The 17,709-nt window shown below is 70.5% G+C and carries 19 protein-coding genes and 1 pseudogene; all 20 read left to right on the forward strand.

Annotation, left to right across the window (positions count from 1 at the left end; genetic code table 11):
- The first annotated feature begins 64 nt into the window (after positions 1 to 64).
- The 20 genes and pseudogenes from ACT1U9_RS04470 (at position 65) to ACT1U9_RS04565 (ending at position 17,482) form a co-directional block, all read left to right on the forward strand.
- Positions 65 to 562: a hypothetical protein gene (locus tag ACT1U9_RS04470; RefSeq protein WP_444537062.1), complete on the forward strand. Its 498-nt coding sequence runs from the start codon at positions 65 to 67 to the stop codon at positions 560 to 562.
- 192 nt (positions 563 to 754) lie between these two features.
- Positions 755 to 1,114 carry a hypothetical protein gene (locus ACT1U9_RS04475; RefSeq protein ID WP_444539005.1) on the forward strand — a complete coding sequence of 120 codons (360 nt, stop codon included), beginning with the start codon at positions 755 to 757 and terminating at the stop codon, positions 1,112 to 1,114.
- Complete coding sequence (locus ACT1U9_RS04480; protein WP_444537063.1) at positions 1,111 to 2,013, forward strand: hypothetical protein; 903 nt, start codon at positions 1,111 to 1,113, stop codon at positions 2,011 to 2,013. The genes ACT1U9_RS04475 and ACT1U9_RS04480 overlap by 4 nt, the downstream gene beginning before the upstream one ends.
- Positions 2,014 to 2,035: 22 nt before the next feature.
- The gene (locus tag ACT1U9_RS04485) at positions 2,036 to 2,743 is read left to right on the forward strand and encodes a hypothetical protein (RefSeq protein ID WP_444537064.1); all 708 of its coding nucleotides are present in this window, start codon (positions 2,036 to 2,038) and stop codon (positions 2,741 to 2,743) included.
- A 20-nt stretch (positions 2,744 to 2,763) separates the two neighbouring features.
- Positions 2,764 to 3,501, forward strand: coding sequence for a hypothetical protein (locus ACT1U9_RS04490; RefSeq protein WP_444537065.1), 738 nt, complete (start codon positions 2,764 to 2,766; stop codon positions 3,499 to 3,501).
- A 28-nt stretch (positions 3,502 to 3,529) separates the two neighbouring features.
- Positions 3,530 to 3,952 (forward strand): hypothetical protein, encoded by a 423-nt coding sequence (locus tag ACT1U9_RS04495; RefSeq protein ID WP_444537066.1) that lies wholly within the window; start codon positions 3,530 to 3,532, stop codon positions 3,950 to 3,952.
- 271 nt (positions 3,953 to 4,223) lie between these two features.
- Complete coding sequence (locus ACT1U9_RS04500; RefSeq protein ID WP_444537067.1) at positions 4,224 to 4,607, forward strand: hypothetical protein; 384 nt, start codon at positions 4,224 to 4,226, stop codon at positions 4,605 to 4,607.
- Positions 4,604 to 5,413: a DUF317 domain-containing protein gene (locus tag ACT1U9_RS04505; protein WP_444537068.1), complete on the forward strand. Its 810-nt coding sequence runs from the start codon at positions 4,604 to 4,606 to the stop codon at positions 5,411 to 5,413. The genes ACT1U9_RS04500 and ACT1U9_RS04505 overlap by 4 nt, the downstream gene beginning before the upstream one ends.
- A gap of 39 nt (positions 5,414 to 5,452) precedes the next feature.
- Entirely contained in the window at positions 5,453 to 6,172 is a 720-nt protein-coding gene (locus tag ACT1U9_RS04510; protein WP_444537069.1) for a hypothetical protein, read from the forward strand.
- Positions 6,169 to 7,002, forward strand: coding sequence for a DUF317 domain-containing protein (locus tag ACT1U9_RS04515; protein ID WP_444537070.1), 834 nt, complete (start codon positions 6,169 to 6,171; stop codon positions 7,000 to 7,002). The genes ACT1U9_RS04510 and ACT1U9_RS04515 overlap by 4 nt, the downstream gene beginning before the upstream one ends.
- Before the next feature lie 67 nt (positions 7,003 to 7,069).
- On the forward strand, positions 7,070 to 7,675 hold the full coding sequence (locus ACT1U9_RS04520) for a hypothetical protein (protein WP_444537071.1): 606 nt from the start codon (positions 7,070 to 7,072) through the stop codon (positions 7,673 to 7,675).
- A gap of 5 nt (positions 7,676 to 7,680) precedes the next feature.
- A complete protein-coding gene (locus tag ACT1U9_RS04525) occupies positions 7,681 to 8,469 on the forward strand; it encodes a DUF317 domain-containing protein (protein ID WP_444537072.1) in 789 nt (262 codons plus the stop codon).
- A gap of 38 nt (positions 8,470 to 8,507) precedes the next feature.
- The gene (locus ACT1U9_RS04530) at positions 8,508 to 10,304 is read left to right on the forward strand and encodes a type IV secretory system conjugative DNA transfer family protein (protein ID WP_444537073.1); all 1,797 of its coding nucleotides are present in this window, start codon (positions 8,508 to 8,510) and stop codon (positions 10,302 to 10,304) included.
- A gap of 80 nt (positions 10,305 to 10,384) precedes the next feature.
- Positions 10,385 to 10,663: a hypothetical protein gene (locus ACT1U9_RS04535; RefSeq protein WP_444537074.1), complete on the forward strand. Its 279-nt coding sequence runs from the start codon at positions 10,385 to 10,387 to the stop codon at positions 10,661 to 10,663.
- Positions 10,664 to 10,680: 17 nt separating this feature from the next.
- Entirely contained in the window at positions 10,681 to 11,538 is an 858-nt protein-coding gene (locus ACT1U9_RS04540) for a hypothetical protein (RefSeq protein WP_444537075.1), read from the forward strand.
- A gap of 103 nt (positions 11,539 to 11,641) precedes the next feature.
- Positions 11,642 to 12,454: a hypothetical protein gene (locus ACT1U9_RS04545; protein WP_444537076.1), complete on the forward strand. Its 813-nt coding sequence runs from the start codon at positions 11,642 to 11,644 to the stop codon at positions 12,452 to 12,454.
- Positions 12,455 to 12,577: 123 nt separating this feature from the next.
- Positions 12,578 to 13,525, forward strand: a complete 948-nt coding sequence (locus tag ACT1U9_RS04550; RefSeq protein WP_444537077.1) for a hypothetical protein — start codon at positions 12,578 to 12,580, stop codon at positions 13,523 to 13,525.
- A gap of 111 nt (positions 13,526 to 13,636) precedes the next feature.
- Positions 13,637 to 14,164 (forward strand): annotated as a pseudogene (locus ACT1U9_RS04555) (hypothetical protein); the annotation flags it as partial.
- 34 nt (positions 14,165 to 14,198) lie between these two features.
- A complete protein-coding gene (locus ACT1U9_RS04560) occupies positions 14,199 to 15,245 on the forward strand; it encodes a tyrosine-type recombinase/integrase (protein WP_444537078.1) in 1,047 nt (348 codons plus the stop codon).
- Complete coding sequence (locus ACT1U9_RS04565; RefSeq protein ID WP_444537079.1) at positions 15,242 to 17,482, forward strand: tyrosine-type recombinase/integrase; 2,241 nt, start codon at positions 15,242 to 15,244, stop codon at positions 17,480 to 17,482. Before ACT1U9_RS04560 ends, ACT1U9_RS04565 begins: the two co-directional genes overlap by 4 nt.
- The last annotated feature ends 227 nt before the right edge of the window (positions 17,483 to 17,709 follow it).

Here is a 17,709-nt window from a genome sequence, read left to right on the forward strand (position 1 = left end):
GGCACCGCCGCACACCGGCACACACTGCCCGCTGAACACCCCCTACCCGCAAGGAAATTCGCCCATGGCCGTCCGAACGTCCTATGAAGTTGTCCACACCTGTGGACACGCCGTAACCCACAACCTGTCCGACCGCCCCGCCGACAGGCGGGCCTCCTTCGCCCGCTGGCTCGCCGGGCGTGACTGCACCGACTGCTGGAAGGCCGCCCGCGACGGCGACAGCGCGAGCAAGGAGGAGTGGCTCGCCGCCCGTCGTGCCGCCGAACAGCAGGCGGCTGCCGACTGGGCCGCCCAGTTCGACATGCCCGCGCTCGAAGGCCCCGAACGCGCCCTGGAGTGGGGCGAGCGCTCCCGCCACCAGCTGGTCACCGCCGCCTACACCGCGCTGGTCGTCGAAGGCACCTGGGATGAGGCGGACTGGGCCGCCCTCGAAGAGAAGATCCGCACGATCACCCGCGCCGGGTGGTGGATCGACCAGCGGGACGCCGAAGGAACCGACCTGCCCGAGCTTCTCGATGCCGCCACCGAGGCCGACCGGGGCACGGAGAACCCCTTCCGCTAGGACGTCGGCGACCGCTTCGGGGCAGGCGAGGGATGCCTTATACCCCACGATCCCCGGTTAGCAAAACCGGGGATCGTCCGGACCATTGTCCTTCCCGCCGCCACCCAGTGCCGTTCGTGGAAGGACCCCTCTGTGCCCGAAGCTGTTCGCCCGCCGTACGTTCCCGCCGACATCCTCACGCCCGACCGGGACATGGCCCATGGCCACTTCCGGCCCGGCGACCAGGTCGTCATCCTCAAGGGAGTCGCCGGCGGGGAGTTGTGGGGCGATGCCATGACGGTGGTGACGCCGTCCTGGCACACGCCGACCGACGAGGACGGGTGGCGGCTGCGCGACCCCAACGGCGGGCAGCAGACCTTCGTCACCGCCCACCCCCGCTACCTGGTCCACCTCTCGCGCCGCTGCCCCGACTGCCTCATCTACCTGCGCGCCCTGGAGGACTACCTGGTCCCGAAGTTCGCCGACGCGGGAACCGTGATCGACTGCGCCTGGTACTCCACCACCGCACTGAACCAGCTCGTGCACATCGCCGATGCCCGGGGCGGCCGGTGATCCCGTACGTCAACGAGGCGGAGTTCTTCCCCTCTATCCCGCTATCCCGGGCGTTGGACCGCCCGGTCGCCGAGCAGGACGTGCTGGGTGATCTCGTGGTGGCCAGCCCACCCCTGCCCTCCCGCATCGCCGGGGGCAGACCGGCAGGGTGGATGTTCGCCGACTGGGAGGACTACCTCCTTGCGCCGCGGAGCCTCCACCCCTACGCCGGCGGACCGAACGCCAACGATCCCGAGATCTTCCATATGGCGGTGCGGCTGCACCCCGCCTACCGGGCCCTGCGCCCACCGGAGTGGGCGGAGATCGCCCAGCGGCTGGCCCGCATCGCCGGTCTGGCGCCCGCGGGGGATGAGCACGCCTGCCGCTGGGTCGCCCTCCAGGTCCGCCCCGGCCGACTCGACGTGATCGCCAACCTCATCCGCGAAGACGGCGCCTGGGCCCGGCAGCCTTATCCGCTCGCCCGGACGCTCATGGAAGAGTGCCGGAGCATCGAGGCCGACCTGGGTCTGGTGCCCGCCCAGCCCCACGGCGGGCGTCCGCTGTCTGTGCAGCTTCCGGCCCAACGCCCGGTGCTGCCGCGGACGGTGGCGGAGCAGTCCCCACCCGCGGTGGCCGCGCAGCTCGCCACGGTGATGTGCCAGCTCGCCAACGAGACCAACGGCCCAATCGCCGCGGTGCGCGGCCTGGTCGAGCAGGCCGCCCACCGGCTTCAGGAGCTGCCCCACGCCTACGGGCCCGACGCGGCCCACCAACTGGAGTTGATCGCCCGGCGCCTGTACGGCATCCAGCAGAACTTGGAAGCCACCGCCGCGGATCTGCCCGGAGCGGGCCAGCGCGCCGCCCTGACCACCCACGCGCCCGCCGCTCCACGCCCGGCGCCGGCGCGCCGCTCCCGCTGAACACTCCCAGAAAGTCCCGCCCTTGGCCCTTGCCGACCGCCACCTGACCCTGCAACGCGACGTGCACTCCGGTGAAGTCCTCGCCCGCGGAGGCGACCCGGAAGCGCACAGCATCCTTGAGCGCACCGGCTTCGTCCCCATCGTCCGCCCACACGAGCACTACCACCGGCTGCCCATCGGCCTCGACGAGGCCGAAGAGGAGCGTCTGGCCACCCGGGCCGTGGCCCGGCTGCGCGCCGTCCGGTACGACGTCGACTGCGACGCGGCGTTCGAGACCGAACTGCGCGAGGCGCACTACCTCCCCCTCGGCGCCTTGGTCGCCCACCAGGCCGAACGCATCCGCCAGGCGACCACCACCGAGGAGGTCGCAGACGTCCTGACCGAACTCACCGCCGCCCACGACGGTGTCCTGGCCGCCCTCGACGACATCCTTGCGGCAACGGCCGAGTTCCACCTGAGCCTCGGCGGAGCGGCCGACATCGCCACCGCCGGACGGCTGCGCTACCTCGCCGAAGAACCCCTGAACGTCATCCGCTCCGACCTCGCCGGCGTACGCGCCGACCTCGCCGACCGGCACCAACCGCACCCGCAGCGCAGCGCGTGCAGCGCCGACGTCGGCCCGAATGAGCGCGAAGCCTCCGCCGTCTGCGGCTGCCCGCCCCCGCCCCGGACCACCACCACACCCAGCCCGCCGCCCGCATCCCCGGCCCCCGCCGGACGGCGGCGCTGACCCCCATCCCCGAGGAACCCATGCACGACGAATCCGCACCCGACCTCGCGTCCTTCGCTATCGCCCTGGCCGACGAACTCCCCGGCCACTGGACCAGCGAGCACCAGACGCATACGCAGTACCCCGACCAGTTCGCCCGCGCCGAACACGTCTGGGACATGGACCTTCTCGCGCACGCGATTGCCGAGCACGTCCTGGACCAGGACGCCGTCCTCACCCGCGACGACGGCACCCGCCTGTACGTCATCGCGCGCCCCCGCAGCGGCGAGGAGTTCCTCGTCGGCGCCGTCGCCCCGGCCGGCATCGACGCAGAAGCCTTCCGTGACGTACGAGAGCCCGACGGCATCATCGTTCCCGACGATCCGGTCCAGGCCGCCGCGGACATCACCACCGACCTGCTGCCCCGCTACGACAAGGCCCTCGCCCAGGTCCACGACCATGCCGCGCGTCTGGCACCGGCCGCGCCCCCGGAGCTCGTCGTGATCACGCTGGCGGGGCGGGACTTCCACGTCACCAAGCCCGAACGGGCTGATGCCGCCCAGATCCTCACCGATAACGGCTGCGTCTACGACCAGGACCAGGACGCGTTCGTGCTGTCCGGCGAGGACACCGCCACGCAGGCTCAGGCGATCCAGCGCGCGGCAGCGCAGCTGGACCGGCTCGGTATCGGCGTCAGTGTGCGCCTCCCGCAGACCAAGCCCGCCCTGGAGACCGCTCCGGTCGTGGCCCCGTCCAAGTCGCCTGCCCGGCGGCGATAGCCCTCGGAAAAAGAAGGAGGCCCCGCCCGTGGGTAACCGAGCCGACGACTACGGCAGCGACGTCGAGATCTACCGCAAGCCCCTGACCGACGCGATCTATGCCGAGACGCCCACCGGTGCGCCCGAGCAGCTGCTGGCCCTCCTCGACGCCCTCGGCCTGCAACGCAAGACCGTGACCACCGCCGGACCCGTCTACGTCTGGCACGAAGTCCCCGGCCACCTCAGCGAGGACGAGCAGAAGCAGGCCGCCACCCGGGCCCTGCCCTCCCTGCTCCTGGCCGGATACGTGGTCAACATCCCCGACGACCTCTTCGACCCCGCCGCCTATCAGCAAGCGGTCGCCGACATCCGCAACCACCGCCACCCCGGCGCCGTCCCATCACGGCCCTCACCACTGGCCCCAGCCCCGGTGCCCCCGCCCTCGGCAGACCGCTCCCGCCGATCCCCTTGACCATTCTTCTTCGGCCGGCCCCGCCGGGGGCCGGCCCGCCACCCGAGAGAGACCGCACATCCCCACCCCCGACCGCACGCCCCCGCCCATCGCTGCCACGCGAAAGCCGCGCCTGGCCACAGCCCTGTTCCGCCACTACCTGCGCGCCGTCGCCGTCGGCAGTACCAAGCGCCCCATCCCTCTGGCCGGCGCCCGGCCAGAGGCCGTCCTCAGTGAAGCCCGTCGCCTCGGCCGACGCGGCTGACCACTCTCTCCCTTGCCCAGGAGGCCCATGACCGACCCGTCCAACTCCGCCGCGAACCTCGCCAAGGACATCGCCTTGCGCTTGAGGGTCCTGGACGAGTACCTCACCGAGGCCACCCCCCGCCAGGCTGCCGCGATCCTCAGCGAGGTCCTCGACCTCGAAGAGGGACTCCTGACCGGAGTGACCCATCTGGTGGAGAGCGGCTCCCGGTTCGCCCAGAGCCAGGCCCACCGCGGCATGCTCCCGCCCGAGGTGTGGCTCGCGATGGGCCGGGCCGCCAACGAACTCCACAGCGTCGGCACGGATCTTGACGAGCACGCCACCACCATCAAGCAACTCGGGACACCACCCGCAAGTACCGCACCGCCGAAGCCCGTCGCCTCCGCCATGGTGGTCAGGAGGAGCCGGTGAAGCAGCAGCAGTGGACCGGCTGGGGCCCCGGCGCCCAGCAAGCCGAGCAGCACTACCTGGTGGAGCCCCGCTACCTCGCCGGCGGCGGCGACATCCGCTACGTCAGCGAATTCCTGCGGGCCTCCGGCTGGCATGACAAGTCCACGACCGGCGGGCCGCTGGTCTTCGACAGCCCGGACAAGTCCGTCCGCATCGGCTACAACCCGCACGTCCAGCCCGGTGGGTGGACGATCTCCGCGAAGGCCGCCCCCGGGCAGGAAGCGTGGCACGCGACCTTCACCCGCCAGGTGCCCGTCGAGATCGTCGCCGGGTTCACCGACGCCCTCACGCGCCCCCGCTCCGCACACGCGCCCAACGTGTGGGCGCCCCTGCAGGAGCAGCACTGGAAGACCGAGCAGGGCCAGCACGTCACCGCCATGAGCCCCGACGGCGGTGCCTGGATGCAGTTCCACCAGTCCAAGCCCGGCGAGGCGCTGTGGTGGGCAGGGGCCCGCAACGAGCACGGGCGCGTCTGGGACGCCTCCTTCACCGCCTCCACTCCGATGCACCTCGTCCAGGCGTTCAGCGCCGCCCTGTCCGACCCGCAGCAGGTCATGCGCCCGCGTGGGCACGTGCCGCCCTCCACCCGCATCCGCACCACCTCCGTGTCCGTGCGGCCCGACCAGCTGTCCGCCTGGCAGCAGCCCCGCATCCGGGCCGCCCGCGCCGCCACCTGGGCCCGCAACTCCTGGGCCTCCACCCGGCCCCGACGCCAAACCCCCACCGCCGGCCCGTACACCGCCGCGGGCGGCCGGGCCCGCCGCTGACCAGCCCCCCGTTCCCTCCCGATCGAAAGCCCATCACCCTTGCCCCAGCACGACGACTCCCTCCCCAGCGACATCACGGCCATCACTACCGGACTGCTCCGCCTGAGCCAGAGAATCGACCGCGCCGAATGCCCCGCAGACATCGCCGAGGTCCTGGCCCCGATCGTCGACCGCCATGACGGAGCCATTCGCCGCCTCACGCAGATCTTCGAAGCGATCGGCGACATCTGCAACGACTTCGTCCTCCAGGACCCCTTCGCCTCCGAGCTGCAGGGCGAGAGCGACGAGGCGTTCGACTCCTTGAGGAACCTGTTGAACAAGGTCAACGGCCTTGATGCGCAGTTCCGCACCTTCGCCCCGCACGTCACCCGCACACCCCGAGACCGTCGGCCGTCCCCGGATGCCCAGGACTCCGCCTCCCACGACGGGCCCCAGGCCCCTAGCGGCATGCGGATCCGTCAGGCCGCCGACACCCTCGCGGACCTCGCGGCCTACCTCCGCGAACACCCTCCGCTCAACGACGTGCTGCCGCTGCTCTCCCCGCTGCTCAACGAGGACTTCGGCGTTCCGATCCAGCTCGGCAACATCCTGCGCTGCAGCGAACACATCATCGGCCAGCAGGCCGCGCTCCCCGACAGTGACGAAACCCGCCAGACCACGGAAGCCTTCCGCGAAGCCGCCCAGGAGGCCACCGACTGGCACGTCCTGCACTGGGACGTCCAGCGGCTGCGTACGCAGACCGGCGCCCCGAGGCGATGAACGATCCCTATCTCCCCACCCGCGCCAACGACCCGCACAGCACCATCTGGTTCGAGACCCAGCCCCGCCATCTCGCCGGGCGCGGCGATCCAAGGCACATCACCCAGGCGCTGCGGGCCGCGGGCTGGACGAACCGGTCCGACCCCGACTTCCCGCACGTCCTGCTGGTCAACCCCGACTACCAGCACAGCGTGGTGCTGGAACCCGACCCCGAGCCCTACGGGGCATGGTGGCGTATCCGCGGCCGGGAAGAAGACGGCCGTCGCTGGTACACCGAGTTCGGCGCGAACACCCCCGTGGAGATCCTCGCCCACCTCACCGACACGCTACTCGAGCCCGCCCCGGAGCAGGCTCCGCCCATCTGGTCGTCCCTCACCGCGGCGGGCTGGTCCTACGAGCGCGACGAACACGGCAACGAGACCGCCCACCACCCCAACGGCATCCTCAGCCTGGAGCGGTGGGCCGTCGAGCCGGGTGAGCGCTTCCACTGGCGGGCCCAGGCCGCCCTGCCCACCGGCGGCGGAGGCTTCCAGCGCATCTGGCACGCCTACCTCGACGAGCAGATGCCGCCCCACCTGATCGCCGCGTTCACCAACGCGTTGGCCGACGGCGCACCCGTGCAGCGCGGCATGTACGACGTGCCGCACTCCCACCTGGTCACCCAGGAGCAGCGCGGTCCGCAGGGCGAGCAGCTCGCCGCCGCGCACGAGGTACGGCTCAAGGCGACGCGTGCCGCCGCGCGCAAGGCCCGCCGCAAGGCCGCACTCGCCACGGCCCCGCCGTCGGCCCCTGCCGCACCGGCCGCTCCCGCCGCTGGCCGGGCCCGCTGAACGAGCCGGGCGGCGCTCCCGCCCGGCTCACCGCCTTCCCCTGTTCCCGCATCCGTCTGAGAGCGCCTTGTCCCCAACTGCCCCTGCCCCCGATGAGATCCACCGCGAGCGCCTGCACCAGCTCGCCGCCTTCCTGCGCGAGAGCGAGCAGATCCTCGCCGACTTCGACGCCTGGCGCGAGGAGCACAGCGACCTCGACGGCTGGCCCCTCGACGACGACGAGCACGGCCGACGTGCCGTGAAGCGCGACGCGGACACCTGGCGGTCCTTCAACCGCGTCCGCTCCTTCGCCAAGGACCTGCTGGCCACCGCCGAGGTCCAGGTACAGCAGCTCAACGCTTCGCACCTCCAGTCCCGCTGGCCCTGGCAGCTGGGCGTCCTCGATGACGCCCTGACGCAGCTCGGCACGCTGCAGCAGCAGTGGCTCGAAGCCCGTGACGCGCTGCCCCCGACCGCCCGGCCGGGCAGTTTCGCGTACGACGACGCGCTCGCCGAGCGCAACGAGGAAGCCTGGTCCTACCTCGACGACTGGGCCACCCACGGCCATGCGCTCCTCGAAATCCAGTCCGCCGTCCAGGAACTCCCGCCGCGCTCACCGGCTCTGACCTCCACCACGACGCACGCACGCCCCGTGGCTCCCGTCGCAGCGCCGTCCTCCATGGCCCGCAGGTGAGCGGCGTGCCGCACGACATCGACATCACGCTGGTCTTACCCCGCTACCTGGCCGGCCCCGGCGACCCTGCCTGGGTCACCGTCCCGCTCCACCGCGCCTGCCGCTGGAGCACCGGCGAGGACCCGCTCGTGCCCCGGGTCATCCTGACCAGCCCGGACCAGCTCGCCCAGCTGCGCATCGTCCCGGACCCGGACCCGGCCGAACCGCGGTGGACCCTGCGTCACGCGCACCACGGCGACCAGCGGGCCTGGTCGGTCACCTTCAACGCCGGCACTCCGGTCGAGATCATCGCCGCGGTCACCGACGCCCTCACCGACCCCGCCGCACCACAGGCCGCCTCCGTCGACCCGTACGAGACGCTGCGCGCGGCAGGCTGGCACGCTCCCCGCCACCACGACGGTCGCCCCTCACCCCAGGGCATGACCTCACCCAACGGCCTGGCCCGTGTCGACCGCCTCGGCCAAGAAGGTGGACGCACCGCCAGCTGGATCGCCGAAGTGTCCGTCCACGACCTGCCGTCCGTCTGGCGCGCCTGCCTGGACGGCGACACCCCGCCCCACCTGGTCGCCGCGTTCTTCGGCGCGCTGGCCGACGAGACGCCCCTGGTCCGCGAACCGCACCGCGTCCCGCACCTGGCGGCCACCCACGGCCGCACCACCACCGGCCGGGTGGCCGCCGGGACCCTCGCCTTCGCACTGGAGCACCGCACCACCGCCCTCGCCCAGCGCACCACCCCGCCGCCGGCCACGCCGCCCAGCGGACCGCACGTGCCCAAGCAGCGCCGGGCCCGCTGACCGGCCCGCCACATCAACTCCCCTCTGGAACTGCCCTCTTGCCCCAGCCCTCTTCCGCCAAGTCCACCGACGCCACCGACATCGCCTTCAAGATCCTTCTTGGGGCCATCGCCGTCGCGGTCCCCCTGTCCAATCTCGCCTGGCTCGGCGGGCAGATCACCGCCTGGGCCACCGACTCCGGGCCCGGCGCTCCCTACCAGCCCGTTCAAGCCCTCCTGCACCCCGACCAGCTCTGGCCCGGCCTGGAAGAAACGTCCCTCCTGGTGGGCACGCGCATCCTGCCCGGCGCCGTGCTGCTCGCCCTCGGCATCACCGCCGCCATGCTCTACAAGCGGAACAAGGGCACCGGCGGCGGGCGCAAGAAGCGCATCGACGGCATGGCCAAGCACACGGACATCGAGCCGCTGATGTCCAAGGCCATCACCGCCAAGGCCCGCTCGCTGCGCCCGAGTCTGAAGGACGCCAAACACATCGACGCCAAGGACACCGGCATCCTCCTCGGCAATCTCCAGGGCACGAAGTACGAGGTGCGCATGGGGTACGAGGACGTCGCCGTGGCGATCATGGCGCCGCGTTCCGGTAAGACCACCTCCCTGGCGATCCCCTCCATCCTCAACGCCCCCGGCCCGGTCCTGCTCACCTCCAACAAGGCGGCCGGCGATGCCTTCACCACCACGCTCGACGCGCGGGCAGCGGTCGGCCGGACCTGGTCGATGGACCCGCAGCAGATCGCCCACGCGCAGCGCGAGATGTGGTGGAACCCGCTGGCCACCGCCAAGACCCTCGACGGGGCAGGCCGCCTCGCCGGGCACTTCCTCGCCGCGAGCGTCGACGCGAGCCAGCAGGGCGACTTCTGGTCGAAGGCCGGATCCAACATCCTGAGCCAGTTGTTTCTGGCCGCCGCCCTCGACGAGCGCCCCATCACCGACGTGATGCAGTGGCTGGCCTTCCCCGCCGACCGCACGCCGCTCGACATCCTGCGCGACCACGGCTTCACTGCTGTCGCCTCCCAGCTCAAGGGCACCGTAGAGGGGCCGCCCGAAACGAGGGACGGCATCTACGAGACCGCCCGGCAGTACGCCGCCGCGCTGCTCAACAGCGAGATCGCGGCGTGGGTGACGCCGCAGAAGGACATCGAGGAGTTCCGGCCGGAGGCGTTCGTCACCTCGACCGACACCTTGTTCTTGCTCTCCAAGGACGGCGGCGGAGGAGCCAGCGCACTGATCGCCGCGTGCGCGGACTCCGTGATGCGGGCCGCGACCGCCCAGGCCGAGCGCGCCGGCGGACGCCTGGACCCGCCGATGCTCGCGATCCTGGACGAGGCCGCGAACGTGTGCAAGATCAGCGACCTTCCGGACTTGTACTCCCATCTCGGCAGCCGCGGGATCATCCCGATCACGATCTTGCAGTCATACCGCCAGGGCCAGAAGGTCTGGGGGGACGCCGGCATGGACGCGCTATGGTCCGCCTCCACGATCAAGGTAATCGGCAGCGGAATCGACGACCCGGACTTCGCCGACAAGCTCTCCCGCCTCATCGGCGACCACGACGTCGAGACCACCTCCACCTCGCACTCGGAGTCCGGCAAGTCCACCTCGGTCTCGATGCGGCAGGAACGTATCCTGCCCGCCGACGCGATCCGCGCCCTGCCCAAAGGCACCGCGCTCGCCTTCGCCACCGGTATGCGCGCCGCGATGCTCGACCTGCGCCCCTGGTACCTGGAGCCCGGCTCCGACCAGCTGTCCGCCGCCTCCGCCCGCGCATCAAGAGGGATCACCGAGCGGGCCGTCGCCAAGGCCGCCCCGAAACAGTCCGACTACGGCCCCGCCGCCTAGAACTCGCCCTCCATCCGCCCGGCTTCCCGCAGCGCCCCTCCGTATCTGCGCGCCGAGCGTCAGCACACCTGGAACCGCCCATGCCACAGATCCACGACGTCCCCGACGACTGGAACCCCCGCTACCGCTGCTGTCTTGAATGCGGCAACAGCGATCCCGACGTCACGCTGCGGGCCCTCACTCACCCCGCAACGAACCAGCAGGCACTCGCCTGCACCCGGCACCTCGCGGACGTTGCCGCCGTCCTCGATTCCTTTGCCCCCGCGCCGCACGCGGCGGCCGGGCAGGCGCCGAAGCTCGCCACCGCGTCGGCACCGTCCTGCGCAACCCGCACGCAGACGGCCGCCCGAAGCCGATGACCCCGCCCCGACACCCCATGCCCCCGCTCGACCTGAACACACAGTCACAACAACTCCGCACTCTGGCCCAGGGGTTCGAGCAGCTGCACGAACGCGTGCGCGACCTCTCCTACTCTCCCGGTACGGACGCGCTGCACCAGATCACTCCGCTCCTGCTCAAGGCCCAGGAGTTGACCGCTGCCATGCTCGGGCGCCTGACGGCGCTGGACAACGACAGCGCGTACACGAGCGTCACCGGCAGCCTGGCCGGACTGGAGTCCCTGTCCGCCGCCGTCTTCGGCGCCTCCCTGGCCGGCACCGACCTCGCCTCGGCGATCTCCGCCAACCCGTACGAGGGGGCGCCCTTCGGCGGGCATCCGGCCGATGACGACCAGGTCCGCGCGGCTCGCCATGCCGAGGCCATCCCTCTCATGAACAGCCACCTCAAGGACGCCGCCCTGCAGCTCGATGTGGCGGCGACCGCCTGTCACTACCTCGCCACCCGCATCAGCCGCAGCCTGCCCGCCGCCGCGCCCCGCCCGCCGCATGCCGCCCAGCACCAGGCCGTGGCCCGGCTGAACGACACCCAGCACAAGGCGCTGAAGTCGCTGGCCCAGGGCGAGGGGCGCCTCTACGAGAAGGTGCTCCACCGGAGGGTGAGCGTGACCCGGGTCGCAGCCACGGACGGCACCCGTATCTCCATCGCCACCTTCCGGGCCCTGGCCAAGCACGGTCTCGTCACCACCGACACGAGCAAGCCCCTGCTCGTCGGGCAGGACATCGCGGTCACCGAGCAGGGGCAGCGCTCGCTGGCCCAGCACCGCCCGGCCGCTCTGTCCACCGCAGCGGCAGTGCCGGCGCCCAGGACTCCCGCGGCGCAGACGCCCCGCCGATGAGCAACGCCGCTCTGTCGAGGACCACTTCGCCCGGCTCCCGCCCACCTGCCGGGCGCACCGCCGCTGAACACATCCCGCACCGATTGGAGCTCTGCGCCTCCCGATGACCGTCCAACTCTCCCCGCCCGAAGCACTGCTGGCACTCGGCGCCGACTACACCCGGCACAACGACGCCCTCAACTCCCTGTCCATCCTGGAGATCAACGGCCCCCGCCCCGCGACCGCGATCGGCCGGCAGATCCCCCACACCCAGCACCTGGCCCACTCATCGCTCCACATCGTCGACGCGCTGAACCACCAGCGGATCTACCACAGCCCCGGCATCCGCTCGGTCTACGCACGCATCCGGCAGCTCGCCCATCTCGCCCTGGACGCGGCCGATCACCTCCTGGACGCCGAGGACATCCTCGACGACGCCCGCGCGGGCGCCCCCAGCGAGGACGGCCCGCCCCTGACACTCCAAGAAGCCCGCTCCGAGGTGCGCGACCGGCTCGTCCTCGTACGGGACCTGACCGCCCTCGGCGCCGACGACACTCTGACCACCGCGGAACTCCTGACCACTGAGATGCGGCGCCAGCGCCTGATGCCCGCCGGCCAGCGGCTCGACCTCTCGCCCGCACAGCACACCGCCCTGCGGGCCGTCGCCCAGGGCCACGTGACGATCGACCGCCACAACGACAAGACCCGGGTCAGCCGCGACGATCTCCGGATCAGCATCAGCACCCTCCGCTCCCTGGAAGCACGCGGGCTCGTCGGCCGCGAGGAGACCCCACGGGTCCTGCACGACGAACGCGTTCACCTGACCGCCGACGGCTGCCGCACCCTGGCGGCGCGTCTCGGCCCTGTGCAGCCCCCGGCCCTGACGACCGCCCGCCCGGTACCGCTCAAGGCCGCCGCGCCCGCGCGCTCCCGCTGACACGCGGCCCCGCCTGCGCCTGCCGTACCCCGGTCGCACGGCCCCGTCCTCTCGCTCCGTCTGGAGATCCCTACGCTCCCCGCTCACCCGACCCCCTACCAACTGGCCCGCGCTCTGGCCGACATGATCACGCCCGACATCGCGGTCCGTGACGTCCTCATCAGCTACCGGACCCGCCCGCGGGTCGCCTCCCATTTCGGCTACCGCAGTGGCGGCGGGTCCATCCACCACTACGTCACCACGCTGCACCCCCGGCTCTACGGCCCGGCCGCCGATCACGGTCCGCTGCCGGCCGACCTGGACGAGCTGCGACTGTGGGCCCTCGCCTACGCCGGTGAGCATCAGCAGAGAGCCGTTCTCGACGGCCTCGCCGCCCAGTTGCCTCGTACGGTCCAGCTCCTGAAGCACCCGCTGCACGAGCCTTCTTGGCCTGCATCTTCCCGCGCCTGGCTGCACAACGCCGAGCGATCGCTCCGCCAACTCGCCGCCCAGATCCACCGGGTGGGTCCCGCCTTCGCCCTTCCCGACACGGCGCCGGAGCAGTCATCCCCGGCCCCTACGGTGCCCGGCCCTGATCCTGCTCCGCAGGACGTCACCCGGGCGCTCGCCGACTTCATCTCGCCGGACATCGCGCCGGACGACGTCCTGCTCACCTTTCGCCCCCACCCGCGCACCGACGGGCGCTTCACCACGCGCGAGGCCCCCACGACCACCTTCGGCTCACTCCTGCATGCCCGGCTTCACGGCCTGGAAGCCGCAGCAGCGCCGCTGGAGCCGTGGGACGTGCCGGACCGGTCCGCGCGTGCCACGGCCGGCCAGCAGGCAGCGGCCCTCGTCCGGCTCTCCGGTCAGCTGCACAGTGCGGGCGACATCCTCACCTGGGCCCAGCACGAGTCCCACTGGCGTCAACTGCCCCGCGACGTGCACGCCCGGCTGGGCAGCGCCGCCCGAGCGGTGCGCGGCATCGCCGACGGGATCAGCACGCTCCCCGCGCCTCCCGGAGCCGCCTTGGCGGCACCGCCCGTGCTCGTGCCGCCCGCCGTGCCGTCTCCGCCACCCCCACGGCGCTGACCCTTCCTACCCCTCTTCCCCTGCCTCATTCCTTAAGGACGCACCATTTCTGATTCCAAATCCCCTGCCTTCAAGTGCATTTCTCTAGGTGCTGGAGTTCAATCCAGCGTCATGCTTGCCCTGTCCGCCAAGGGCGTCCTCCCGAAGGTTGATTACGCGATATTCGCCGATACCGGGTGGGAGCCCCAGGCCGTTTATCGACATCTCGACCGACTGGAGCGGGACATAGCCGAACCAGCTGGAATTCCCATCCTGCGCGTCTCCTCCGGGAACATTCGGAAAGACGCACTCGACCCGCAGCACAGATTCGCTTCAATGCCTTTGTACATTCTGAACCAGGACGGCAAGCCCGGGATGACCAGGCGTCAATGTACTGGTGAGTACAAAATTAAGCCACTGAAGAAGCAGGTGCGTGAACTCCTCGGCTACCCCTATCCGGCGCGCATTCCCAGAGACGTCTTTGTGGAGCAGTGGGTCGGCATTTCGACCGACGAATTCCACCGGGCCAAGGACTCGGACGTCAAATACATGCACAACCGCCACCCTCTCATCGACATCGGCTGGTCAAGAGCCGACTGCGTCAAATACTTGACGTCGCTCGGGCTGGCGGACACACCCAAATCGAGCTGCCTCGGATGCCTTATGTGGAATCGACCGGGTCTAGCTTGGGGCCATGGTCGAAGTCCCGTGGGGCAAGTTCCCCACCTTGGCATTGGATCAAGAGGCCCGCCGGTGGTTGCAGTTCATGGCCAACATCGGCCGGGCTCCGAACACGATCGACTCGTACGGCCGCGCGGTGGAGGATCACCTGAGGTTCTGCGCCGCCGAGGGTACGGAGCCGCTGTACGCGAAGGCGGACACAGTGGCGGCGTGGATCGGGGAGATGCTGGAGCGCCCTGCCGGCAGGCCACGCGGGAAGGGTGCCAGCCGGGCGAGTCCGGGGCTGGCGAACGCGACGGTGCAGCAGCGCATCGTGGCGGTCCGTTCCTTCTACGAGTTCATGGTGGAGGACGGGCTGCGGGAGAGGAACCCGGTCCGCCGCGGTCAGGCGGGCAGGAGTGGACGCCGGCCCAAGCGGGGCCTGGTGCGGCGCGTTGAGCAGGCGCCGTGGATACCGGCCGAGGGCGATTGGCAGCGGATCCTGGAAGCGGCCAGGGCCGAGCCGCTGCGGAACCGGCTGATGCTTTCGCTCGCCTACGACGGCGCTCTGCGGCGTGAGGAACTCGTCCAGCTGGCCGGGGACGACTTCGATCCCGCCTACAGCCTGATCCGGCTGAGGGCCGAGACGACCAAGTCCAAACGGTCACGGGAAGTTGCCTACGGGGCGGCTTCCGGCCAGTTGTTCATGGCCTACCTCGCCGAGCGTCGTCAAAGCTTCGGTCGGCTCGGCGGCCCGCTGCTGCGGTCGACGTCGAACCGGAACCCTGGTGGTCCGCTCGGAGCGTCGAGCTGGTCGAAGATCGTCGAACGATTGAGCCGTGCTTCCGGCGTCAGCCGCCTGTCCACGCACACCTTCCGGCACCTGCGGTTGACGGACCTGGCCCGTGCCGACTGGACCATCGACCAGATCGCCCAGTACGCGGGCCATCGCGACCTGGCCACAACCATGCGATACATCCACCTCTCCGGCCGCGAACTCGCCGCACGCTTCCACCGCGCCAACACCACCCTCCACGCCGACCGCGAGCGACTCCTCGCCCAGCTTCTGGAGACACCGTGAACCTCACACCCGCCCACCCGTTGACCCGGCACCTGCTGCCCGCCCTGATCCCGAAGGAGGTGGCCGCACTTGAACACATAGCCCCGCTGACAGCGATGCACGCCGGACCGGCGGGCGACCTCGCCCGCCTGATCATCCCGATCGACAAGATCACCACGGAGTGGGATCCCAAGAAGGCCAGCTCGGCGCGCTTTCGGTTGCTGAAGGAGGTCCACCGCCGGCAGAGTCCGTACTGGACTTGGGACGAGGCGACCTGGGCCGAGGCCGCAGCGGACGCACGCGACTTCCGGTTCCATCTCGTGGCCCTGGGCCACCAGCTCGGCGGCCACCACCGCCTGCACGGCACCACCGGCCTCACCAGCCTGGCCCGGTTCGCCGACCTCGTCTTCGGCCCCCAGGCCATCCAGCCTGCGGTCGAGTCGATCGAGGCGACCCTCACCGCCTGGCGGAACTCCACCCATCTGCTGCCCTGGCAGGTCCGCAACACCACCATCGACGTACTGCTGAGCAACAACAGCCCGCGCCTGGAGGACCTGCGCGAACCACTCCTGCAGGACCTGCTGGAGCACTACCAGTCCACGGATGCCAAGGGCAGGCGCCGCGGCCTGTTCAAGATCTCCCGTGTTCTGGCCGACCAGGGCATCATCGCCTCACCCCTACGCACCAACCAGGACAAGGCCGGACCGGAAGCCGCGGCCCTCGCCACCGTCCCACCCGAGTGGCGGGATGCGGCTCTGCGGTGGATGAAGCTGGTCACCCACGAGCGCGGGACGAAGCGGTCGATGTTCTCGGCCATCCTGATCGCCGGCCGCTGGGCGGCGGAGAAGCACCCGGAGGCCGTCGCGCCCGAGCAGTGGACCCGTGACATCGCCGCCGAGTACATCGCCGACACCATGACCGCGGTCGTCGGGCAGTGGGCCGGGCACAGCCGCAACCGCACCCGCTTCGGCCAGCCTCTCAGTCCAGGGGGGAAGGCCAGCCGCATCGACAGTGTCCGCGGCTTCTTCTCCGACCTCATCGAGTGGGAGTGGATCAAACCGAGGTTCGACCCTCGCGTGGTTCTGAGCATGCCGCTGTCGCTCCGCGCGCTCATGGGCCCCAACCCGCGGATCATCGACGACGCGACGTGGGCCAAACTCATGGCCGCCGGACTGACCCTGAACAGCGAAGACCTCAAGCCCTATGGCACCCCGCGCGCCCGTTCCGCAGGCTGGCAGGCAACCTACTACCCGATCGAGATGCTCCGGGCCATGGTCGGCGTCTGGCTCTTCGCCGGCTGCCGCATGGACGAGCTGCGCCGCCTCGACCTGGACTGCATCACCTGGGACGAGGGAACCGACCAACGGACCGGCGAGACTTACCCAATCTGCCTGCTGCACATCCCACAGAACAAGACCAGCCTCCCCTTCGCCAAGCCCGTCGATCCGCTGGTCGGCGAACTCATCGACGCCTGGAAGCTGGTTCGGCCGCCCCAGCCCGACCTCGCTGACCGGAAGACCAGCCTGCCGCGCCAGCACCTCTTCTGCCATCGCGGGCAGCTCGTCGGCAACGCCTACCTCAACGAGACCATCATCCCGGCGCTCTGCCAGAAAGCCGGCGTCCCCGCGGAAGACTCCCGCGGCGCCCTCACCAGCCACCGGGCCCGCAGCACCATCGCCACCCAGCTCCTCAACGCCCGAGACCCCCTCACCCTCGGCGACCTCCAGCAATGGCTCGGGCACAAGCACCCAGCCAGCACCCGCTACTACGCGAAGATCCTTCAGAGAACCCTGACCGCCGCCTACAAAAAGGCCGACTACTTCGCCCGCAACGTCCGCACCATCGAGGTCCTGATCGACCGCGACAGCATCCTCACCGGCGCCGCCGCAGGCGGCGAACAGCCCTGGAAGTACTACGACCTCGGCGACGGCTACTGCAGCTACGACTTCTTCGCCAAATGCCCCCACCGCATGGCCTGCGCACGCTGCCCCTTCTACGTCCCCAAGGAGTCCACCAAGGGCCAGCTCCTCGCGGTCAAGGACGGCATCAACAAGATGCTCGAACAAGTCGACCTCACCGACGATGAACGCGAAGCACTCGTAGGCGACCGTGAGGCTGTCGCAGCCCTCGCCCAGAGGCTTGCCGACATCCCGACCCCTGCGGGGCCCACGCCCAAGGAACTAGGGACAGAGTCCGCCTTCATCCCCCTCACCCAGCTCACGGGAACCGCCGCCCAAGAGAGAAAGGATGAAAGCTAGCTAGAGCCCAGGGCACAGAGCCTCCTCGGGGTGCGATCCCCTTGCGTTGAAGAGACACTGAATAGGTAGGTCATTCTCTCTGGAGGAAGCGGCCGCCTTCGCCCAGTGGTGCCCACTCGAGCAGAGGGCCGATCATGAATGAGCCATTCCGAACCGGTGACATTTTCCTTGTTGGCGACATCGAAGTTGCCTCGAAAGGGGATTGGCGGGACCGGAGCTGGGTCAAA

This window comes from Streptomyces sp. BR1, assembly GCF_052373795.1.
GTDB lineage: Bacteria > Actinomycetota > Actinomycetes > Streptomycetales > Streptomycetaceae > Streptomyces.